The sequence below is a fragment of the Glacieibacterium frigidum genome (genome assembly GCF_007097155.1).
Classification (GTDB): Bacteria; Pseudomonadota; Alphaproteobacteria; order Sphingomonadales; family Sphingomonadaceae; genus Glacieibacterium; species Glacieibacterium frigidum.
Window position 1 is genome coordinate 262,736 of sequence record NZ_VJWA01000002.1, and the last position, 20,462, is coordinate 283,197.

The following is a 20,462-nucleotide window of genomic DNA, read 5'->3' on the forward strand; positions in this document are numbered from 1 at the left end:
CCCCGGTCGAAGAGCCAGGGTCCGAAGTAAATTCGCCGGTCCCCTTCGGCATGACTGGGTGATGCATGATTGGCGTTCGTGCTGTAAAGCCATGCGCTCCGAGGCGGTGCGGTTAACCGGCGGTTGTCGCCGAAATGCAACAGGTCTATGCCCGGGCCCTGCCCCTCGGCGCCCAAGGAGACTATCTTGCGTACAGTCCTGCGAATTTCGTTTCTGGCACCACTGGTTGCTTTGACCGCGCTTCCCGCGGCGGCAGCGCCGGTCGCCGAGGCTCCGCCGGCGATCTTCCAGAAGCTGCTCGATTGCCGCGCGATCACGGGGAGCACCGAGCGGCTGGCGTGCTTCGACGCGCAGGTCGCGACGATCGACACCGCGGTCGGCAAGAAGGAACTGGTCATCGCCGACCAGGCTCAGCTGCGCAAGGCGCGCCGCTCGCTGTTCGGCCTGTCGTTGCCGCGGCTGGGGCTGTTCGGGGGCGGCGACGACGACAAGCAGGAGGAGGCCGAGTTCGCCGAGCTGGAATCCACCATCGTCTCGGCGAAGAAGCGGCTCGACCGCAACTGGGCGTTCGTGCTGGAGGACGGTGCGCGCTGGGTGCAGATCGACACGAAGAACATCCCCAGCGATCCGAAGCCGGGCCAGCCGATCCGCATCCGCCGCGCCGCGATGGGCAGCTATCTCGCCAACGTCAACAAGCAGATCGCCGTGCGTGTGCGGCGCGAGAACTAGCGGCTGCGCAGCCAGCCCGTCACGGCGTAGCGCCGGAACGCCGCCGCCGCGGTGACCTGCGTGACGCTGTGCAGGCGCGGCACCGCGAACAGGTCGAGGCTGTTGTAGCCGGGCGACACACCTGTGACCTTATTGCCGGGCTCGTGGAAGAGCAGCAGCCCGCCCCATTCGACGCGCCAGGTCGGGGTCAGCCCCATGACATAGGCGGCGTGGCGCTGCTTGCCGGACACCGCGTCGTCGTGGCCGGTCAGGAAGTCGCCCGGGGAATAGGCGGTCGCCTGCCCGTCGGCGAAATCGATCGGCGCACCGACGATCTGCCGCAGCATGGCGAGGCCCGCACCTTCGGATAGGCTCCGGGTCACTGCCGCGAGCGGCTCGCCGATGTCGGCGGCGTCGCCGTCGGGCAGGCGGATCGTCTCGTAGCGATACTGAAAGCCTTCGCGCGCGCCTGCCATGACGGCGGCGTCGAGCGCAGCCAGCTGCTCGGGTTTCATCGCGGCGCGGTCGGCGCGGCTCAGCTCGAACACTTTGTCGCCGCTGTTGACCACCTGGCGCCAGTCCTCGCGACCACGCAGCTGCGTGTGCAGCGTGGCGGCGACGGCATCGGTGAGGAAGGGCGTCAGCCGGACGTGCCCCGTCTCGGCGAAAACCCGGTGCGCCGTCGCCGCATCGAGGCGCGGGTCGAACGCCGGCGTCATGCGTCGCGGAACCATCCGGTGATGGCGAAGCGCTCGACGGGCGCGAACGGCGGGACGTAGCTGACGCTATGCAGCTGCGGCACGGCGAACAGCGACAGCGAATTGAAGCGCGGCCGCCACCCGGCGATCACGTCGCCCGCGTCGTCGTGGAACAGCAGATAGCCGCCCCAGTCGGGCCGCCAGTCGCGGCACAGGTTCAGGACATAGGCGACGCGCCGGTTCTCGCCCGCCTGGTCGTCGCTGTGCTGCGTCAGGAAATGGCCGGGGGCATAGAGCGTCGCCTGCGCGTCGGCCTTGATCACCGCTTCGCCGGTCACCGCGCGGATCAGGTCCAGCAGCGGCTCGGCATTGATATGCTCGAGCAGCAGGTCGAGCGGATGCCCCGGGTCCCAGCCTTCGCGATAGGCGTCGAGCATCGGGTAGCGGCCGTAGACGAAGGCGAATTCGCCGCGCCGTGCCCGCTGAGGCGCCGCCTCGCCGAGCGCCGCACGCGCCGGCGGCGCGAGGGCGCGCAGCGCCGCACCGCGGATGTTCGCGGCCTCGCCGCCCGCGCCGGTCCAGCCGAGGCCCCAGTCCGTCTCCCGTGTCAGTACGTCGTGAATCTCGGCAGCGGTCGCGTCGGTCAGCACGTCGTCGATGCGCACCCGCCGCTCACGGGCAAACGTCTCGGCAAGCGCCGAGCGATCCGCGCGCGGGGCGAGATCGAACAGCGATTTCATGCCTGGCCATGGGCGTCGAGGCCGACCGTCAGTGCGCGCAACAGGTCGCGCTCGACCGGGTCGATCGCAGGGTTCCAGACATCGAGGATCAGGACCGCGCGCGGCTGGTCGCTGTCGTTCCACGCCTCATGCTCGATCGTGTCGTCGAAGGCGAAGGCGGTACCAATCACCCATTGCCGGGTCAGTGCGCCGATCCGGATGCCGCAGCCGTCGGGCACGACAAGTGGCAGATGAACGACGGCGCGAATGTTGGTGACCCCGACATGGGGCGGAATATGCGTGCGTGGCCGCAGGACCGAGAAAAATGCGGCCGGGCCGCGGCCGGGAACATCGAGCAGCGGCAGCCGGTCGAGCAGTGCCGCCGTCGCCGGACAACGCGCGCAATTGGCGTCGTTGCGGATGCCGTCCTGCCACAGGAAGAGCGCGCTCCAGTCGAGCGAATGGTTGAGTGCCTCCCATTGGTTGACCGGCGTTCCGGCCGGCATCGCGACATAGGGTGCGAAGCCACCTTCGAGCGCTGCGAACTCGCGCTGAATGTCGGCGGTCGCCGCTTCGAGCTCGCTCAGCCACGGCATCAGGGCGCGCGGGAAAATCTCGATGAGCGGCAGGCCGGGATAGCTCAGCCCGGTCGGCTGTGACGGGTAAACGCGGCGCCTGCCGAGCAGCTGCTCGACACAGGCATCGAAGCGCCACGCCGCCTCGTTTTCGACGGCCGCGCGTGGGTCGGCGAGATGGCGGGCCAGCGTCGTCCCAAGCGCCGCGATATTCGCATTGACCACCGCACGCCCGTGTTCGACCTGCGCCGCCAATTCCGGCGGCAGCGGGTTCGAAGCGACGATGTTGAGCACGGCGCCATAGGATTTGGCGGCGTCGGACAGCCGGCCTCGCCGCTCCGCGAACTGCGCTTTGCGCAGCAGCGCGATGACCGCATAAGGCTCGATCGCGAGCGCCGCGTTGAGGCTTGCCAGCTCGCCTGCATCGTCGCCGAGGCGGCGCTGAGCATCGGCGAGATTGAGCCTGAGCTCGATCGCCTGGGGTGCCGCGGCGGCGGCGCGGGTCAGCATTTCGACGGCGGTCTTTGCGTCGCCTGTGGTGAGCGCCTGCAGCCCGAGCATATTCAGCGCCCGCGGCTGGCGCGGATCGATGGCGAGAACGGCCTGAAGGTGGCGCGTGGCGTCGTCGGGGCGGCGCGCCGCACGCGCGGCATCGGCCGCGGCGTAGAGTTGCGCGATCCGCCCGTCAGCCATGGACGCGCTCCGACGCCGGCATGTCCCACGGCTCGGGCGCGGTCGGCGCACCGACCAGCAGGCCGGGATCGACCTTCACGTCGCCCCAGCTGAGTGCCCAGTGCAGGTGCGGGCCGGTGGAGCGGCCCGTCGTGCCGATCGCGCCGATCTGCTGCCCGCGCGTCACGCGCTCCCCCACCACCACGTCGTTGCGCGACAGGTGCAGGAAGGACGAGGTCAGGCCGAAGCCGTGATCGACCATCACCAGATTGCCTTCGAGGCTCATGCGGTCGTTGGCCAGCCGGACGACGCCGTCGGCGGGGCTGAGCACCGGACTGCCTGACGGGGCTGCGATATCGAGCCCGGCATGCGGGCTGCCGGGCACGCCGCCCAGGATGCGCTGCGAGCCGTAGACGCCGCTGATCCGCCCCTTCGCGGGCCAGGCGAAGGCCTGCGTCCAGCCGGTCTCATTTGTCGAGCCGGCGCGCGCGGCGGCGATGCGTGCGAGCTCGGGGGCGCGGATCGCCTCGTACTCGGGGCTCGGCCCGCCCGACGGACGGCGCAGGCCGGGGATGGATTCGATGTTCCAGGCGCGCGGGCGGACGGCGATTGTCCGGACAACTTCGCGTCCGTCGTTCAGCTCGGCGCGCACCTCACCCGCCACCGCGTCACGCCCGAAGCCGATGACGAAGCGCCCGTCGCCCGCCAGCCGCACCGGCCGGTCGTCGAGGGTCAGGCGCGCGGTGCCCGGCGGCGCGGTGCCGAACATCAGCCCGCCCTGCTGCGCGCTGCCCGTCAGCAGGATCGGCCCCGCCGGCGCAGGCTTGGCGCAGGCGGCCGCCAGCAGGCCGAGTGCGACCGCTGCTCCCTTCAAATTCGTCCCTTGGCGCGCATCTCGCCGTAGCGGCGCACGGCGATCTCGGCGCTGGCATAGGCTTCCTGCAGCTCAGCCGACCAATAGCGCAGGCGGTCGAGCGCGACGCGGTTGCCGGTGACTGCGCAGGTGACGTGATCGCCGGGCGCAAGCACGTCGAACGAGCCGGGAAGATAGCGCAAACGTGCCTGACGACTGCCGGTGAAGTTCAACATCACAATAATCTACCCTGCCGCGGAAGGTTCGTCGACACCGTGACTTCGCCGTCATGAAATGCCAGCGTCAGCGCCGGTTCGCTGCGCGCCGCCGCCGCCGCGGTGACGGGGGTGCGGTCGCCGCGCAGCACGATCGCATAGCCCCGCGCCATTACCTGCCGGGGGCCGAGCGTGTCGAGCAGGCGCGCTGCCGCAGCCAGCCGCGTCGTGCTCCGCGCCTGGGTGTTGGCGAGCAGCAGCGGGCGCAGCCGCGCCTCGGTGCGCGTCAGCTTCTGGCGATCGGCTGCCACCAGCCGCGCCAGCGCCGCCGTCAGCCGCGTGTCGAGCCCCGCCAGCCGGTCGCGCGCGGCGGCGACGCGCCGGTCGAGCAGCGCCGGGCGCAGGCTCGCGGTGCTGCGCTCGACGCGCAGGCGCCAGCGCTCGGCTCCACCCCGCAGGGCGCGCGGCAGGCGGTCGGCGAGGTCGTCGTAGCGCTGCTGGCGCAGGCCGAGCAGGACGCGCGGCCCCGGCAGGCGACGCGCCAGCGCTGCGACACGCTCGCCGCGGTTCTCGACCCCCTTGCGGACGCAGCGGTCCTGCCGCAGCCCGAGCGCACCCAGATTATAACGCAGGTCCGCGAGCACCGGCACGGCGCGCTCGGCGGCGGCGGTGGGCGTCGGGGCGCGATGGTCGCTGGCGAAATCGACGAGGGTCGTGTCGGTCTCGTGGCCGACCGCGGTGATGATCGGGATGCGGCTCGCGGCGACGGCGCGCACCACCGCTCCCTCGTTGAACGCCGCGAGATCCTCGATCGACCCGCCGCCGCGCGCGAGGATCAGCAGGTCGGGACGCGGCACCTTGCCCCCGGGCGCAATCGCGTTGAAGCCGGCGAGTGCGGCGACGACCTGGCCCGCCGCCGCATCGCCCTGCACGACCACCGGCCAGACCAGCACGTGACGCGGGAAGCGGTCGGCGAGGCGGTGCAGGATGTCGCGGATCACCGCCCCGGTCGGCGAGGTCACGACGCCGATGACGCGCGGGATGTACGGCAGCGCCCGCTTGCGCGCGGCATCGAACAGCCCCTCCGCCGCGAGCCGCCGCTTCCGCTCCTCGAGTTGCGCGAGCAGCGCGCCGACGCCCGCGGGTTCCATGCGCTCGATGACGATCTGGTACTTCGACCGGCCCGGGTAGGTCGTCAGCTTGCCGGTGACGATGACCTCCAGACCGTCCTCCGGGCGGAACGGCAAAGCGCCCGCGGTCGCCTTCCACATCACCCCGTCGATGACCGCGCCGTCGTCCTTCAGGCACAGGTAGCAATGCCCCGACGCGGCGCGCTTCCACCCGCTGATCTCGCCGCGCACGCGGACATAGCCGTACGCCGCCTCGACCGTGCGCTTGAGCGCGCCGGCGAGTTCGGAAACCGAATATTCGGGCGTGTTTGGAGACGGAGCGTTCACCAATGCCGGTCTAGGGTCGCGTCGGCACGCGTGCAACCGGCGCGGCGCTTGGCCACCCCGCAACGATAGGTTAGGACTTTGTCCACAGGGAGTGGCGCCGTGTCGGAAAAGAGCGGTCTGATCGCAGTCGTCGTCGCACTGATCGGTGCCGGCGGCATCATCGGGGCCAAGTATCTGGAGGTCGGCGCCAAGGCCCCGGTCGCGCCCGCGCCGCAGCCCGGCCCGTCACCGGCCCCGACGCCGACGCCGACCCCCGCGCCGGTCAACGTCGACCCGGCGCCGCGTCCCATTTCGGTCGACCCGGTCGTCAGGCCCGAACCCGCGCCCACGGTGGTCGACATCTCGGGCCCGTGGCACGATTTCCAGCACGCGACCTACGTGATCCAGCAGCAGGGCAACGCGATGCGCATCAGCAGCCCGCAATACCCCGCCGGCATCGGCGCCGGGACGATCATCGGGACCGCCGTGGCGTGGGAGTATCGCGACAACAACGGCGTGCCCGGACGCTGCACCGGCACGGCGACGGGGGACCAGCTGCAGATGATCTGCGCGCAAATGGGCGGCGCGCAGCCCTTCCCGCTCCACCGCCCGAGCAGCGGTTGAGGCGCGGCCAATGGCGACGAGCGGCGAGGCGACCGCGATCAAGGTCGCGCTGATCTCGATGGTCAGCGCGATCGTCGTCGCGCTGATCGCCAACGCCGACAAGTTCATGCCCAGGGCGCCGCCCGCCGCGACGCCGCCAACGGTAGTCGCGGCGCCGCCAAGCGAGATGGCCGTCGCCGACCCCGAACCGCCGCGCGCCGAGCCTCGGGTCGCCGCCGACCCGCCGCCCCGTGCCCAGCCGCAACCGGTCGTTCGCGAGGCCCCGCCGACCCAGCGCGCGGTGCCCGACGCCGCGCCTGCGCTCGCGCCCGGCGACCGGCGGCTGATCGCGGCGTGGGGCCGGTCGAACGACGGCGTCGTGCGGCGCTTCATCATGCGCAACGACACGTCGCAGCCGATGGTCCGCCTGTTCGTCTCGTCCGCCGACGACAGTGCCGATGGCCCCGACCGGCTGGGCGGTGTCGCGGTGCCGCCGGGCGTCTCTATCAGCGTCGACGCCGACGACGGCAGCAAGCGCTGCACCTACGACATGCGCGCGGTCTTCGCCGACGGACGCGAACTGGCGCAGGGCAGCTTCGACGTCTGCAGCGGCCTCAACTACATGTGGCAGTTCGGCGGCGAGCGGCGCTGACGGCGCCTCAGCGTCCGCGCAACAGGCGGCGCGTCGCCTCCAGCACGAGGCCGAACACCAGATGCGAGGCGATGGCATAGGCGTGCGTCGCGGGCGGCGTCTCGGTCGGCGGACCACCGAGGCCGAGCGCCGGGACCATGATATCGTCGGCGATCAGCGCAGTGGCCGCCCCGAACAGCGTGCCGCCGCCCGTCCTGACCGCGTCGCCATATTCGGCGGCGATGCCGTAGGCCGCGCCGAGCGCCGCGCCGAAGCCGTAGTGGACGGCCTCCCCTGCCGCGGGCTTGACGTCGTCGGGCACGTCCTCGCCGGTTGCCGCGCGACTGACCTTGTCGGCCGCCTTCTCGGTCGCAGGCTCGCCGCCGCCGCCGAGCGCATCGGGGAACATCTCGGCGACGCCCGCCTGGAAGCCCGTCATCGCCAGCGACGCGACGAGCCCGGCGAGGACGCCCGCGAGAGCGCCGCGAACGGGATCGGCAGTGGTGCGGTGCATGGCGGGTCTCCTCGGGCAGCGAAGCGCACAGCGTGCCGCCGCACCCGGGGTTCCCCCTAGTGCAGCTTCAGCTTCGGCCGCACGACCTGGTTCACATGCCCGATCAGCAGCAGCGACAGGCCTTTCAGCCAGCCGTGGATCGCCAGCAGATGCATGCGGTACAGCGACGTATAGACCAGCCGCGCCAGCCGGCCTTCGATCGCCATGCGCCCGCCGACGAGGTTGCCCATCAGGCTGCCGACCGTCGTGTACTTCGCCAGGCTGACCAGCGAGCCGTTGTCCTTGTAGACGAAGTCCTTCATCGGCTTGCCGTCGATCGCGGCGCGGATGTTACGGTACGCTGCGCTCGCCATCTGGTGCGCGGCCTGGGCGCGCGGCGGGACCGGGCGCTCGCCGGGGGCGGGGATGAAGCTCGCGCAATCCCCTATGGCGAAGATGCGCGGGTCGCGCGTCGTCTGCAGCGTCGGGCCGACTACCAGCTGGTTGCCGCGCGTCGTCTCCAGCCCGCCGATGTGCGCCAGGAACTCGGCGCCCTTGACGCCTGCCGCCCAGACTTTCAGGTCGGCGGGGATGCTCTCGCCGCCGCTCGTCTCGATCGTGTCGGCGGTTGCTGCGATGACCGGCGTCGCGACCAGCACGCGAACCCCAAGCGCCTCGAGCTCGGCATGCGCGGCGGCCGCGAGCTTCTCGGGTAGCGCCGGCAGCAGGCGCGGGCCTGCCTCGATCAGCGTCACCTGCAGGCGTTTGCTGTCGAACACCTCGAGCCCATAGAAACCCAGCGCATCGGCCGCCGAGTAGAGTTCGGCAGCCAGCTCGACCCCCGTCGCGCCGCCGCCGACAATGGCGACGCGCGCATAGGCGTCGGCGGACGGGTCGGCGGTCATCGTCCGCGAGACGCGCAGGCACTGGTTGAGCAGGCGGCGGCGGAAGCGGTCGGCCTCGGCGCGGCTGTCGAGCGCCAGGCAATGCTCGCGCACACCGGGTGTGCCGAAATCGTTCGACACCGAGCCTACGGCCAGCACCAGATAGTCGAAGCGGATGCGGTGGCGGCCGATGACCTCGACCCCGTCCTCGTCGAGGATCGGCGCGACGACGATCTGCCCGGCGTCGCGGTCAATCCCTTCTAGCGCACCATCGAAGTAACGATAGCCCCAGCGATAGGCATGCCCGCGGTAGCCGACCTCGTCGAGGTTGGCGTCGAGCGACCCGGCGGCGACCTCGTGGAGCAGCGGCTTCCAGATGTGCGTCGGGTTGGGATCGACGAGGATGATGTCGAACTCACGTCGCGGCAGCCGCCCGCCGAGCTTGGCGACGAGCTCGAGCCCACCCGCGCCGCCGCCGACGACGACGATCTGCGTCTTGCGCCCGTCCGCGCGCCGTCCTGCCATTACATCCCCTTGCTCTGCCCGGGGCCAGCCTAGCGGGCGCGGGGCGAAAGCCAAGGGCGTGGACAGGCGGTCCGGTTCGGCTATGTCGGCGACCCATGAATATTCTCGTCATCGGGGGCGGCGGGCGCGAGCATGCGCTGTGCTGGAAACTGCGCCAGTCGCCGCGCTGCGACCGGCTGTTCGCGGCACCGGGCAACCCGGGGATGGCGCGCGAGGCGACCTGCGTCGCGCTCGACCCGGCGGATCATGCGGCCGTGCTGGCGTTCTGCGCGGCGGAAGCGATCGGGCTGGTGGTGATCGGCCCCGAGCAGCCGCTCGTCGATGGCCTCGCCGACGCGCTGCGCGGCGCGGGGGTGCGCGCCTTCGGGCCGAGTGCGGCGGCGGCGCAGCTCGAGGGGTCGAAGGGCTTCACCAAAGCACTCTGCGCGGCGAACGGCATCCCGACGGCGGCCTTCGCGCGCTTCGACAGCGGGGAGGCGGCGCGGGGGTATGTGACGGATCAGTCGTTGCCGGTGGTGATCAAGGCCGACGGGCTGGCAGCGGGCAAGGGGGTGGTGATCGCCGCGACCCGCGCCGAGGCCGACGCGGCGCTCGACGCCATGCCCGGGCCGGTGGTCATCGAGGCGTTCCTGACCGGGCCCGAGGCGAGCCTGTTCGTGCTGTGCGACGGCGCGCACGTGCTGCCGCTCGCCAGCGCGCAGGACTACAAGCGCGTCGGCGACGGCGATACGGGGCCGAACACCGGCGGCATGGGGGCGGTCTCGCCTGCCCCCGCCCTCACCCCCGACCTGCAGGCACAGGCGATGCGCGAGATCGTCGAGCCCACCGTGGCGGCGATGGCGGCGGCGGGGACGCCGTTCCAAGGCGTACTCTACGCCGGGCTGATGTTGACCCCGACGGGGCCGCAGCTGATCGAATACAACGTCCGCTTCGGCGACCCCGAGTGCGAGGTGCTGATGGCGCGCCTCGACGCCGACCTCATCGAGCTGCTGGTTGCGACGTGCGACGGAGCACTTGCCGACATGAAGCCGCAGTGGCGCGGCGGCGCGGCGGTGACGGTCGTGATGGCCGCCGAGGGCTACCCCGGCACACCACGGCGCGGCACCCCGATCGGCGGCATCGTGGACGCCGAGGCGACGGGGGCGATCGTCTTCCACGCCGGCACCTCGCGCGATGGTGACACGCTCGTCGCCGCCGGGGGTCGCGTGCTGGCAGTCACCGCGACCGGCCAAGATGTTGGCGAAGCACGCGCCCGCGCCTATGCAGGGGTCGACAAGGTCGAATGGCCGGGCGGGTTCTGCCGCCGCGATATCGGGGAGGTCTGATGGCGACACGCCAGGAGCAGATGTCGGGCGCGGGTGCCGTGCGCGAGGGGCTGGGCTTTGACGAGGGCGCGCTCGATGCGTGGCTGCGTGCGAATGTCGAGGGCTATGCCGGGCCGCTGACGGTGCGCCAGTTCAACGGCGGCCAGTCGAACCCGACCTACCAGCTGCTGACGCCGACCCGCAATTATGTGCTGCGCCGCAAGCCACCGGGGCAGCTGCTCAAGTCGGCGCATGCCGTCGATCGCGAGCACAAGGTCATCACCGCACTCCACGCCGCGGGCTTCCCCGCGCCGCGCACCTTCGGCCTGTGCACCGACGACGCGGTGATCGGGACGTGGTTCTACGTCATGGACTGCGTCGAGGGACGGATCATCTGGGACAACGCCTTCCCCGACGTGACCCGCGCCGACCGCCCGGCGCACTTCGACGCGATGAACGCGACGATCGCCCAGCTTCACAACTTCGATCCCGAGACCATCGGCCTCGGCGACTTCGGCAAGTCCGGCAATTATTTCGAGCGCCAGATCGGTCGCTGGTCGCGCCAGTATCTCGAGGACACCGACGCCGGGCGCGTGCCGTCGATGGACCGGCTGGTCGAATGGCTGCCCGCCAACATCCCCGCCGACGACGGCCGCGTCAGCATCGTCCACGGCGACTATCGCTGCGACAACATGATCTTCGACGCCCACGAGCCCAAGGTGTTGGCGGTGCTCGACTGGGAGCTGTCGACGCTGGGCCATCCGCTGGCGGACTTCAGCTATCATTTGATGATGTACCGCATGCCCCCCGTCGGCACGCCGGGCCTCGTCGGCCACGACCTCGCCGCGCTCGGCATCCCCAGCGAAGATGAGTATATCGCCGCCTATTGCGCGCGCACCGGGCGGCCGAGCGGCATTCCCGACATGGATTTCTATATCGCCTACAACATGTTCCGCCTCGCCGCGATCATCCACGGCATTCGCGGCCGCGTGGTGCGCGGCACGGCGGCGAGTGCACACGCGAAGAAGACCGCGGAAGGCGTCGAGATCCTCGCCGACCACGCCTGGACCCAGGCGCTCCGCGCGGGGGCGTAAGGCTCAGTCCGCGCGCAACGCCGCCAGCGTCGCCGCCGCGTCGCGGGGGGCGCCGTACAGCGGGCCCTGGGCGAACATGCAGCCGAGGTCCTTCAGCTTCGCCGCCTGCACTGCGGTCTCGACGCCCAGCGCGACGCTGTTGAGGTCGAAGCTCTGCGCGAGGCCGATCACGGCGCGCACGACGGTCTGCTCGCTGCCCGGCGTGGCGACACCCGCGACGAACTGCGCGTCGACCTTGATCGCCGCGAGTCTGAGGCGCGTCAGGTGCGACAGCGACGCCGCCGCGGCACCGAAGCGGTCGATGCCGACGCGCACGCCGTTGCGGCTGAGTTCGTCGATCGTCGCCTCGGCGCGGTCGGCACCGCGACCGCCGTTGAGCCCCGCGTCGAGGATCTCGATGCGCAGGCAGGTGGGCGGAATGCCGTACGCTGCAAGCCGGCCGAGCAGCCGCTGGGCAAAGCCCGCACGGCGCAGTTCGGGCAGCGCGACGTTGATAGAGACGAATTCGGGGGCGAACCCCGCCGCGCGCCAGCCCGCGAAATCCTCCAGCACGCGGTCGAGCAGCAGTTCGCCGAGGCGGATCGCGACCGCCGCGTCGCCGATCACGATGCTGTCGTGCGTGTCGACGATGCTGTCGCCGGGGATGTGTGCGACGGCCTCGAAACCTGCCAGCGCGCCGTCGGACAGGCGGACGATGGACTCGTAGCACGGTTCGATCGTTCCGGCGTCGAGCGCCTCGCGCAGCGCGACGAGCCGCGACGCTTCGTGGCGGACACGCTCGCCGAGCATCGGCTCGAACAGCGCGACGCCGCCGCGCCGGGCATGCTTGGCGCTGTACATCGCGATGTCGGCGCTCTTGAGCAGGGTCGAGGCATCGTCGCCGTGATCGGGCGCGATCGCGATACCGATGCTCGAGCGGCAGCTGAGCAGATAGCCGTCGTGGTCGAACGGCGCGTCGAGTTCGCGGCGCAGCGTGTCGAGCCGTGCCAGCAGCCCGACCGCGTCGCCGCAATCGGGAATGATCAGCGTGAACTCGTCGCCACCCAGCCGCGCGACGGTCTCGCCGGGGCCCGCGAAGGCGCTCAGCCGCTCGGCGAGCATGCGCAGCAGCGCATCGCCGGTGCCATGGCCGCAGACGTCATTGACCGCCTTGAAGTCGTCGATATCGAGCAGTGCCAGCGCGCAGCGCCCGTGCGCGACCGCCTCGTCGAGGCGGCGGCGGAACAGCGTGCGGTTGGCGAGGCCGGTCAGTGCGTCGTGGTCGACCGCCCATTCCAGCTCGGCCTGCGCGCGCTTGCCCTGGTCGATGTTGGTCAGCGTGCCGACCATGTGGGTCGCACGGCCATCGGCATCGCGCGCCGTCGCGGTACCGCGGTCGAGCACCCAGACCCAGCCGCGGTCGCTGGTGCGGACCCGCATCTCGACCGCGAACTCCTTGCTGCGGCCAGCGACGTAATCGTCCATCGCCGCCAGCAGCCGCGGCCGGTCGCCGGGATGGATTGCGCCGCGATAGTCGATCGGCTGATAATCGACGTCGAGGTTGCGGAAGCCCGAGATTGCAAGCGCGCCGCCACTGATCACCACCGTGTCACTGACGCTGTCCCACTCCCAGACGCCGACTCCGGTGCCGTCGAGCGCGCGCGCCAGGCGCATCTGCATCGTCGCGACCTCACGCTCGGCGATCTTGCGCGCATGGATGTCGGTCAGCGACCCGGCATAGCCGATGATGCTGCCGTCGGGGCCGAAGCGCGGCAGACCGGCGCTCATCACCCAGCGCGCCTCGCCGTCGGCACGGCGGACGCGGAAGTCCAGCTCGAAGGGCCGGCCCGCCCTGATCATCCGGCGGATCGGCGCAAGGCGCGGCCGGTCCTCGGGCAGGATCGCGTCGACCCAGCCCAACCCCATCGCCTGCGCCTCGGTCTGGCCGGTGAATTCGTACCAGCGCCGCGACATGTACGTCGTCTGGTTGTCGGCGTCGGTCAGCCAGACCATTACCGGCATGTCGTCGACCAGGCGCTTGAAGCGCATTTCACTCTCGGCCAGCGCAATGCCGGCGAGGTGGCGGTCATGGACATCCTCCGACGTGCCGTACCAGCCGACGACACGGCCGTGCGCGTCGTGGTCGGGCGACGCGCGCAGCCGCGTCCAGCGATACGGCGCCCCGTCGAGCCCGCGCGCGCGGACCTCCAGGTCATAGGCCATCCCGCTGGCGATGGCGTGCTGCCAGGTCGACACCGCCAGCGCGCGGTCGTCGGGGTGGATCAGCTCGGCCTGCGCCGCCTCGTCGTCGAGCGCGACATCGGTGCCCAGCCGTTCGGCTATGCGGCGGCTGGAAAAGATCATCCGCCCTTGCGCGTCGGCGGTCCAGAAGGCGACGTGGCTGATCTCGAAGAAGCGCGCGTGATGCGCCTCCGCGTCGGTGCGCGGCGCGGCGGACGTGGCTGCGGTCAGGTCGACGACGAACGCCGTCGGCGGCCCGGCATCGAGCGTGTAGCCGAATAGCACGGGCATGCGCGAACCATCGGCGCGCCACAGCTGCTTCTGATAGACGACGGCGAAGCCTGTCGTGCGCGAGACGGCAAGTCGCCTGCGGTCCTCGTCGTGCCAGTCGGCGGGCGTCAGGGTGGCCCAGTCGAGCCGCCCCGTTGCAATGTCTTCCCGGCTGTAGCCCGACATCGTCAGGAAACTGTCGTTGGCCCAATCGATCGCCGTGCCGATGCCACCGGTGACGATCCCGATACCGCCACGCAGCATGAACCCGAGCGGATGCCGCACGTCCGCGTCGACGGGCAGTTGAAGCGGCAGGCTGGTGGCAGCCGACCACGCCGTCGATCGTGACATGACGCGCAGGATGCGCCTGTCCTCGGAATCGAGACGCGTCGCCATTGCCCCCTCGTCGCCCCTCCCCAAGTTACGACCGTCGCGTTCGCGACCTGCGTCGGGGTCCTGGCGATCTGCGCGGTGCCCGGCGGCATGGCCTTTCCGGCCGCCCGCATCACTAGTCATGGCAAGAAATGTTTAACAAAGCCCTGTGATCGATGGGCTATACGCGCGAACGGCATCGACAGTTGCGTGAACGGCGCTAGACTGACGCTTTACCGGTCTGGGGAGGTCGGCCTTGCGCATCATTCTATCGTGCATCCTGTTGGCGGCACCGGCGTCCGCACGCACCATCACGATCGCCGCGGGCGATGCCGCGCAGGAGCGGCTGCAAGGTGCGCTGGTCGACGCCAAGCCGGGCGATATCGTTGCGCTCGGCGCGGGCCGCTTCGTGCTGACCGACGGCCTATCGCTCGACGTCGACGACGTCACGGTGCGCGGCGCCGGGGCCGACAAGACCGTGTTGTCGTTCGACGGCCAGAAGGGCGAGGGCGAGGGGCTGCTGGTGACCAGCGACCGCGTCACGCTGAAGGACTTCGCGGTCGAGAATGCGCGCGGCAACGGCATCAAGTCGAAGGGGTCCGACGGCATCAGCTTCGTATCGCTGCGCGTCGAATGGACGGGCGGGCCGAAGGAGACCAACGGCGCCTACGGGGTCTATCCGGTATCGTCGTCCGACGTGCTGATCGACCGCGTGACCGTCCGCGGCGCGTCGGACGCGGGCATCTATGTCGGCCAGTCGAAGAACATCGTCGTCAAGAACAGCCGCGCCGAGTTCAACGTCGCCGGGATCGAGATCGAGAACAGCTACAACGCCGACGTGTTCGACAATGTCGCGACGCGCAACACCGGCGGCATCCTGGTCTTCGACCTGCCCGGCCTGCCGCAGATGGGCGGCCATTCGATCCGCGTGTTCAGGAACGAGGTCGTCACCAACGACACGCCGAACTTCGCCGCGAAGGGCAATATCGTCGCGCAGGTGCCGACTGGCACGGGCATCATGGTGATGGCCAACCGCAACGTCCACGTTTTTGACAACCGGCTCGACGGCAACGGCGGGACCGCGGTGATGCTCGTCGCCTATCGCGCGGCGTTCACCGACGCGACCTACAATCCGCTGCCGCGCGAGGTGGTGGTCCGCGACAACCGCTACGGCCGCAACGGCTTCGCCCCCGCGTTCGAGGGCGGCGCGCAACTTGCTGCAGCCGTCGGCGGCACTCTCCCCAACGCGATGTGGGACGGCGTGACGGGCTACACCGTCCCCGGCGGCGCGCCGGTCACGGGTGCCGCAGCACCGGTCGTTGCCGACACGCCGACACTGACGCTGGGCCTCCTCACGCAGGGCACGCCGGTCAGCGCCGCCAAGCCGGGCATCGCGCCGCCGTCTGCCAAGGGCGCGGTGAAGGAGCCCGCAGCGGTGGTCTTGCCGCCAGCGCAGTTCAAGCGCGCGGCTGGATGAGCTTGCGGGCGCCGCGTGCTGCGCTCGCGGCGCTGCTCTTCGCCCTGACCGGCGTCGCCCCTGCCCCTGCCCCGGTCGATCTCGCGCGCGTCCTCGCCGCCGACCCGGCGCCCGCGCTCGCCGACTACCGCCTGTTCACCGATGCCGGCGCGCGTACCCCCAACACCGGCCTGACGCCGTATGCCCTCGCGACGCCGCTGTTCAGCGACTACGCCGACAAGGCGCGGCTGGTGTTCGTGCCGCCGGGGACTGCGGCGACCTATACCGCGACCGGCGTGCTCGAATTTCCGGTCGGCACCGTGCTGGTCAAGACCTTCGCCTATGGCGCGCGCAAGCTCGAGACGCGGCTGCTGATCCGCAAGGCCGACGGCTGGGTGCCCAACACCTATGTCTGGAACGACGCGCAGGATGCGGCGACGCTAAAGCGCACCGGCGCGCGGATCGCGGTCAGCTGGCAGGGCCGCACGATCGATTATGCGGTGCCGAACGCGAACCAGTGCAAGCAATGCCATCTGAGCGGCGACGCGGTGACCCCGATCGGGCCACGCGCGCGCAACCTGAACGTCGCCTTTGCCTACGCCGGCGGCCGCGAGAATCAGCTCGCGCACTGGACGCGCACCGGCGTGCTGCGCGGCAGCCCGGCCCCCGCACAAGTGACGCGCACGCCGGTGTGGGACGACGCGCGCGAGAGCCTCGATGGCCGCGCCCGCGCCTATCTCGACGTCAATTGTGCCCACTGCCACTCGCGCAAGGGCTTCGCGTCGAACTCGGGGCTGTACCTCGACCTCGAGGAGACCGACCCCGCCGCGCTCGGCGTCGGCAAACGGCCCGTCGCGGCAGGGCGGGGGTCGGGCGGGCACCAGTTCGCGATAGCGCCCGGCGACGCGGCGGCGTCGATCCTAGTCCACCGCATGGCGTCGACCGAGCCCGGGGTGATGATGCCGCAGTTCGGGCGCACCGTCCCGCACGCCGAAGGCGTCGCGCTGATCCGCGACTGGATCGCGAAACTGCCGCCGGGCTAAAGCTCGAGCTCGGCAGGCCGCAGCGCAAATCCGAGCTGCTCGCACCCGCACTGGCGCGGCGCCTTGTCGGGGCGCCAGCGGACGAAGCCGGTGCCGTGGCGGAAGCGTCCGGCGGTGACCTGGTCGAAGCGCACTTCGACGACCCGCTCGGGCCGCAGCGGAAACCACTCTGCCGAGCGGGCATTGGCCCAGCGGCTCGGCCCTCCCGGCGCGTCGCCGTCGAACCCCTCGCCCGCCAGCGCGTGGAGTTCGGCGGTCAGCGCGGCGCGGTCGACGCCGCCGAGCGCCGAGGTGTGCCCGACATGGTTGAGCCGCCCCTCTCCGTCGTACAGCCCGAGCAGCAGCGACGCGACGAGGTCGCCGCCGCTCTCCGCACGCCAGCCGCCGACCACGCAATCGGCGGTGCGGTGGACCTTGACCTTCAACATCGCGCGCTCGCCGCTGTGGTACGGGTCGTCGAGGCGCTTGGCGATCACCCCGTCGAGCGCCCCGCCGGTCGCCGCGAGCCACGCCAGCGCAGCATCGCGGTCGGTGGTAGCAGGCGACAGCAGCACGTCCGCGTCGCCGTGCCTCGCATGCCACGCCTCGAGCACGGCGCGCCGTTCGGCCAACGGCCGCGCGACGAGCGGCGTACCGTCATCGAGCAGGTCGAACGCCATGAAGCGCGCGGGTGTCGCTACCGACAGCTTGGTGATGCGACTGGCCGCTGGGTGCAGTCGCGCCTGTAACGCGTCAAAGGCAAGCGCGCCGCCGGTTTCGATGATCAGCTCGCCGTCGAGCACGAAGCGCTTGGCCGCCAAGCGCGCGAACCGCGCCGCGACCTCGGGAAAGAAACGCTGCAGCGGCTTGCCCGACTTCGACATCAGCTGGACGTCGTCGCCGGCGCGAAACACCAGGCAGCGAAACCCGTCCCACTTCGGCTCGAACTGCCAGCCGTCGCTCTCGGGCAGCGCCTCGACCAGCTTTGCCTCGACCGGCGCAAGGTCGATCGCAAGCGATGTCGGTGGTGCGGCCATGCGCTCACAACCGCTCGGGCGCGGCCCCCGTTCCTACATCGTCGCGCCGAGCCGCCACGGCTGGATCTCGTCGTCGCCGATGCCAAGTTCCTCGCTCTTCGTCAGGCGGCCCGACGCGGTGGCGACGAGCGCCTCGAAGATCTCCTCGCCCATAGCGTCGATCGACATGCCGCCCAGGATACGCCCGCAGTCGATATCCATGTCGCCCGCCATGCGGCGGAACAGGTCCGAGTTGGTCGCGAGCTTCAGGCTCGGCGCGGGGCGGCAGCCGAAGACCGAGCCGCGGCCGGTGGTGAAGGCGATCAGGTTCGCCCCGCCCGCGACCTGCCCCGTCGCGGCGACGGGGTCGTAGCCCGGCGTGTCCATGAAGCTCAGGCCCCGCGCCGTCACGGGCTCGGCATAGCCGTACACGGCGTTCAGCGGCGTCGATCCCGCCTTGGCGACCGCGCCGAGCGACTTTTCCAGGATCGTCGTCAGCCCGCCCGCCTTGTTGCCGGCACTCGGGTTGTTGTCCATCGACCCGCCGGTGGCGGCGACATGCGCCTCCCACCACGCGATGCGCGCCATCAGGGCGTCGGCGACCACAGGCGTGGCGCGGCAGGTCAGCAGATGCTCGGCGCCGTAGATTTCGGGCGTCTCGCTGAGGATTGCCGCACCGCCGTGCGCGACCAGCCGGTCGACCGCCGCCCCCAGGGCGGGGTTGGCGGTGATCCCCGAATAGCCGTCGGAGCCCCCGCACTGCAGCCCCAGCGTCAGGTGCGACAGCGGCATCGGCACGCGCTTCACACCGGTAGCAGCGGCCGCCATCGCCAGGATCCGCTCAAGCCCGGCGGCGATCGTCGCGGCGGTGCCCCCCTCGCCCTGGATCGTCGTCGCGCCGAGCGTGTCGGACTCGCGAAGGCCCTCGGCGGCGAGCAGGTCGGGCAGCTGGTTGGTCTCGCACCCGAGGCCGAGCATCAGCACGCCCGCGAAATTGGCGTGGCGCGCATAGCCCGCGAGCGTCCGGCGCAGCACGTCGATCGCTGCCCCGCGTCCGTCCAGCGCACAGCCGCTGGCGTGGGTGATCGGCACGACGCCGTCGATGCCGGGAAATTCGTGCAGCCGGTCCTCGGCACGCCGCGCCACCGCCCGCGCGACATGCGCCGAGCAGTTCACCGAGGTCACGACCGCGAGATAGTTGCGCGTCGCACCGCGCCCGTCGGCACGCAGATAGCCCTCGAAGGTGCGCGGGGTCACCGGCACCGGCGCCGTCGCGGTGCCACCGCCGGGCAGACGCGGCGCCGCGTCGCCGAGGCCGAGGTTATGGACATGGACCCATGCCCCCGCGGCGACCGCCTGCGTCGTGGCACCGATCGCCTGGCCGTACTTGCGCACGACGCTGCCCGCCGCGAGCGGGTGAAGCGCGACCTTGTGCCCCGCCGGGATCGCCTCCGCCGCGTGGCCGCCACCCGGCAATGCCGCGCCGGGCGCGAGCGCGACGACCGCGACCGCGACGTCATCGTGCGGGTGCAGGCGCAGGGCCGCGACGGCGCTCATGCGGCGCCGGGCAGCACGACCTGGCGGATGGCGTCGCCGCTCGCCAGCCGGTCGAACAAGGTGTTGATCTCGCTCATCGGGCCGACCGACGTCAGCAGCTTCTCGACGGGCAGCCGACCGGCGCGCCACAGGCCGAGATAGCGCGGAATATCGCGCGCCGGGATGGCCGAGCCGAGATACGACCCGATGATCGTCTTGGCATCGCCGACGAGGCCGACCGCGGGGATCGAGAAGCGCTCGCTGGGGTTTGGCAGGCCGACGGTCACGACGCGCCCGCCGCGCCGGGTCAGCGCATAGGCGGTTTCGAGGACACTCGCGCGGCCCACCGTCTCGACGACGACGTCGGGCTTGCCGCCGAGCAGTGCTTCGATCTGTGCTTCCTCGCCCGGCGCAAACGCCGCGGCTGCCCCCAGCTCGACCGCCAGCGCGCGCTTGGCCGGCACGGGGTCGATCGCCACCACCGGCTGACCGCCGCCCGCCACCGCACCGAGCAGCGCCGCCAGCCCGACCCCGCCGAGCCCGTAGACCGCGACGCTCTCGCCGGCCTTGAGCGCCGCCGAGTTGAGCACTGCGCCGACGCCGGTCAGCACCGCGCAGCCGAACAGCGCGGCGATCTCGACGGGCACGTCGGCATCGATCTTCACCGCGGCGCGCCGGTCGACGACGGCGTGCGTCGCGAACGCCGACAGGCCGAGGTGGTGGTGAACATCTGCGCCGCTGTCGTGCAGCCGCCGCCCGCCGCGCAGCATGGTGCCCGCGCCGTTCGCCGCCGCACCATTGGGGCACAGATAGGACTCGCCGCTGGCGCAGCGCACGCACTCGCCGCATGCCGGCATGAAGGACAGGACGACGCGGTCGCCGGGCGCGAACAGCGTGTCCGCCGGATCGCCGGCCTCGATCACCGTCGCCACCGCCTCGTGCCCCAAAGCCATAGGCATGGGCCGCGGGCGGTCGCCGTTGATCACCGACAGGTCCGAATGACAGATGCCGGCCGCATCGATGCGAACGAGCAGCTCGCCGATCCGCGGCGGGTCGAGATCGAGGCTGCGCAGGCTCAGCGGCGCGGTGTCGGCGTAGGGGCCGGGCGTGCCGAGCGTATCGAGTACCGCCGCGACAATCTTCATGCCCGTCTCCCCCGC

General features: G+C 71.2%; 19 protein-coding genes. 7 read left to right on the forward strand and 12 right to left on the reverse strand.

All coding sequences use genetic code 11. The features are described from left to right. The first annotated feature begins 231 nt into the window (after positions 1–231). Positions 232–729 (forward strand): hypothetical protein, encoded by a 498-nt coding sequence (locus tag FMM06_RS16825; protein WP_185965156.1) that lies wholly within the window; start codon positions 232–234, stop codon positions 727–729. Here FMM06_RS16825 and FMM06_RS10805 read toward each other — a convergent pair. Genes FMM06_RS10805 through xseA form a run of 6 tightly spaced genes read right to left on the reverse strand, consistent with a single transcriptional unit; the run spans position 726 to position 5,897 of the window. Continuing rightward, positions 726–1,427 carry a 2OG-Fe(II) oxygenase gene (locus tag FMM06_RS10805; protein WP_144237408.1) on the reverse strand — a complete coding sequence of 234 codons (702 nt, stop codon included), beginning with the start codon at positions 1,425–1,427 and terminating at the stop codon, positions 726–728. The two genes, FMM06_RS16825 and FMM06_RS10805, sit on opposite strands and share 4 nt — an antisense overlap. Beyond that, the gene (locus FMM06_RS10810) at positions 1,424–2,146 is read right to left on the reverse strand and encodes a 2OG-Fe(II) oxygenase (protein ID WP_144237409.1); all 723 of its coding nucleotides are present in this window, start codon (positions 2,144–2,146) and stop codon (positions 1,424–1,426) included. Before FMM06_RS10810 ends, FMM06_RS10805 begins: the two co-directional genes overlap by 4 nt. After that, complete coding sequence (locus FMM06_RS10815) at positions 2,143–3,393, reverse strand: aspartyl/asparaginyl beta-hydroxylase domain-containing protein (protein WP_144237410.1); 1,251 nt, start codon at positions 3,391–3,393, stop codon at positions 2,143–2,145. The genes FMM06_RS10810 and FMM06_RS10815 overlap by 4 nt, the downstream gene beginning before the upstream one ends. After that, positions 3,386–4,246, reverse strand: a complete 861-nt coding sequence (locus tag FMM06_RS10820) for a M23 family metallopeptidase (protein WP_235889279.1) — start codon at positions 4,244–4,246, stop codon at positions 3,386–3,388. The genes FMM06_RS10815 and FMM06_RS10820 overlap by 8 nt, the downstream gene beginning before the upstream one ends. Then, positions 4,243–4,461 carry a DUF2093 domain-containing protein gene (locus FMM06_RS10825; RefSeq protein ID WP_144237411.1) on the reverse strand — a complete coding sequence of 73 codons (219 nt, stop codon included), beginning with the start codon at positions 4,459–4,461 and terminating at the stop codon, positions 4,243–4,245. The genes FMM06_RS10820 and FMM06_RS10825 overlap by 4 nt, the downstream gene beginning before the upstream one ends. Continuing rightward, positions 4,461–5,897 (reverse strand): exodeoxyribonuclease VII large subunit, encoded by a 1,437-nt coding sequence (gene xseA, locus FMM06_RS10830; RefSeq protein WP_144237412.1) that lies wholly within the window; start codon positions 5,895–5,897, stop codon positions 4,461–4,463. Before xseA ends, FMM06_RS10825 begins: the two co-directional genes overlap by 1 nt. Positions 5,898–5,996: 99 nt before the next feature. On the opposite strand from xseA, the gene FMM06_RS17340 reads away from it, so the two are divergent. Further along, entirely contained in the window at positions 5,997–6,500 is a 504-nt protein-coding gene (locus FMM06_RS17340; RefSeq protein WP_144237413.1) for a hypothetical protein, read from the forward strand. 10 nt (positions 6,501–6,510) lie between these two features. Then, positions 6,511–7,131 carry a hypothetical protein gene (locus tag FMM06_RS10840; RefSeq protein WP_144237414.1) on the forward strand — a complete coding sequence of 207 codons (621 nt, stop codon included), beginning with the start codon at positions 6,511–6,513 and terminating at the stop codon, positions 7,129–7,131. 7 nt (positions 7,132–7,138) lie between these two features. Here the strand turns inward: FMM06_RS10840 and FMM06_RS10845 are convergent, their stop codons facing one another. Both FMM06_RS10845 and FMM06_RS10850 read right to left on the reverse strand, forming a co-directional pair. Next, positions 7,139–7,624, reverse strand: a complete 486-nt coding sequence (locus FMM06_RS10845) for a DUF1440 domain-containing protein (protein WP_144237415.1) — start codon at positions 7,622–7,624, stop codon at positions 7,139–7,141. Between the two features lie 56 nt (positions 7,625–7,680). Further along, positions 7,681–9,012, reverse strand: a complete 1,332-nt coding sequence (locus FMM06_RS10850; protein WP_144237416.1) for an NAD(P)/FAD-dependent oxidoreductase — start codon at positions 9,010–9,012, stop codon at positions 7,681–7,683. 95 nt (positions 9,013–9,107) lie between these two features. Between FMM06_RS10850 and purD the strand changes: the two genes are divergently transcribed. Next, positions 9,108–10,337: a phosphoribosylamine--glycine ligase gene (gene purD / locus FMM06_RS10855; protein WP_144237417.1), complete on the forward strand. Its 1,230-nt coding sequence runs from the start codon at positions 9,108–9,110 to the stop codon at positions 10,335–10,337. Further along, complete coding sequence (locus tag FMM06_RS10860) at positions 10,337–11,410, forward strand: phosphotransferase (RefSeq protein WP_144237418.1); 1,074 nt, start codon at positions 10,337–10,339, stop codon at positions 11,408–11,410. Before purD ends, FMM06_RS10860 begins: the two co-directional genes overlap by 1 nt. Positions 11,411–11,413: 3 nt before the next feature. Here FMM06_RS10860 and FMM06_RS10865 read toward each other — a convergent pair whose 3' ends face one another. Beyond that, on the reverse strand, positions 11,414–14,296 hold the full coding sequence (locus tag FMM06_RS10865; protein WP_185965157.1) for a PAS domain-containing protein: 2,883 nt from the start codon (positions 14,294–14,296) through the stop codon (positions 11,414–11,416). A 232-nt stretch (positions 14,297–14,528) separates the two neighbouring features. Here FMM06_RS10865 and FMM06_RS10870 point away from each other — a divergent pair, with 232 nt between their 5' ends. Then, a complete protein-coding gene (locus tag FMM06_RS10870; protein WP_235889280.1) occupies positions 14,529–15,749 on the forward strand; it encodes a parallel beta-helix domain-containing protein in 1,221 nt (406 codons plus the stop codon). Further along, positions 15,746–16,771 (forward strand): SO2930 family diheme c-type cytochrome, encoded by a 1,026-nt coding sequence (locus FMM06_RS10875; RefSeq protein WP_185965158.1) that lies wholly within the window; start codon positions 15,746–15,748, stop codon positions 16,769–16,771. Before FMM06_RS10870 ends, FMM06_RS10875 begins: the two co-directional genes overlap by 4 nt. On the opposite strand, the gene FMM06_RS10880 is transcribed toward FMM06_RS10875, so the two are convergent. From FMM06_RS10880 to FMM06_RS10890, 3 genes are read right to left on the reverse strand one after another with little or no spacing between them, the layout of a single operon-like run. Then, positions 16,768–17,787, reverse strand: a complete 1,020-nt coding sequence (locus FMM06_RS10880) for an ATP-dependent DNA ligase (protein WP_144237420.1) — start codon at positions 17,785–17,787, stop codon at positions 16,768–16,770. The two genes, FMM06_RS10875 and FMM06_RS10880, sit on opposite strands and share 4 nt — an antisense overlap. Positions 17,788–17,820: 33 nt before the next feature. Next, positions 17,821–19,323 (reverse strand): UxaA family hydrolase, encoded by a 1,503-nt coding sequence (locus tag FMM06_RS10885; RefSeq protein ID WP_144237421.1) that lies wholly within the window; start codon positions 19,321–19,323, stop codon positions 17,821–17,823. After that, the gene (locus FMM06_RS10890; RefSeq protein ID WP_144237422.1) at positions 19,320–20,447 is read right to left on the reverse strand and encodes a zinc-binding dehydrogenase; all 1,128 of its coding nucleotides are present in this window, start codon (positions 20,445–20,447) and stop codon (positions 19,320–19,322) included. Before FMM06_RS10890 ends, FMM06_RS10885 begins: the two co-directional genes overlap by 4 nt. Between the last annotated feature and the right edge of the window lie 15 nt (positions 20,448–20,462).

Coding starts and splice junctions, on each gene's coding strand:
- FMM06_RS10805 (WP_144237408.1), bottom strand. CDS start 1,427: ATGACGCCGGCGTTCGACCCGCGCCTCGATGCGGCGACGGCGCACCGG.
- FMM06_RS10810 (WP_144237409.1), bottom strand. CDS start 2,146: ATGAAATCGCTGTTCGATCTCGCCCCGCGCGCGGATCGCTCGGCGCTT.
- FMM06_RS10815 (WP_144237410.1), bottom strand. CDS start 3,393: ATGGCTGACGGGCGGATCGCGCAACTCTACGCCGCGGCCGATGCCGCG.
- FMM06_RS10825 (WP_144237411.1), bottom strand. CDS start 4,461: ATGTTGAACTTCACCGGCAGTCGTCAGGCACGTTTGCGCTATCTTCCC.
- FMM06_RS10840 (WP_144237414.1), top strand. CDS start 6,511: ATGGCGACGAGCGGCGAGGCGACCGCGATCAAGGTCGCGCTGATCTCG.
- FMM06_RS10845 (WP_144237415.1), bottom strand. CDS start 7,624: ATGCACCGCACCACTGCCGATCCCGTTCGCGGCGCTCTCGCGGGCGTC.
- FMM06_RS10850 (WP_144237416.1), bottom strand. CDS start 9,012: ATGGCAGGACGGCGCGCGGACGGGCGCAAGACGCAGATCGTCGTCGTC.
- purD (WP_144237417.1), top strand. CDS start 9,108: ATGAATATTCTCGTCATCGGGGGCGGCGGGCGCGAGCATGCGCTGTGC.
- FMM06_RS10860 (WP_144237418.1), top strand. CDS start 10,337: ATGGCGACACGCCAGGAGCAGATGTCGGGCGCGGGTGCCGTGCGCGAG.
- FMM06_RS10865 (WP_185965157.1), bottom strand. CDS start 14,296: ATGGCGACGCGTCTCGATTCCGAGGACAGGCGCATCCTGCGCGTCATG.
- FMM06_RS10875 (WP_185965158.1), top strand. CDS start 15,746: ATGAGCTTGCGGGCGCCGCGTGCTGCGCTCGCGGCGCTGCTCTTCGCC.
- FMM06_RS10880 (WP_144237420.1), bottom strand. CDS start 17,787: ATGGCCGCACCACCGACATCGCTTGCGATCGACCTTGCGCCGGTCGAG.
- FMM06_RS10885 (WP_144237421.1), bottom strand. CDS start 19,323: ATGAGCGCCGTCGCGGCCCTGCGCCTGCACCCGCACGATGACGTCGCG.
- FMM06_RS10890 (WP_144237422.1), bottom strand. CDS start 20,447: ATGAAGATTGTCGCGGCGGTACTCGATACGCTCGGCACGCCCGGCCCC.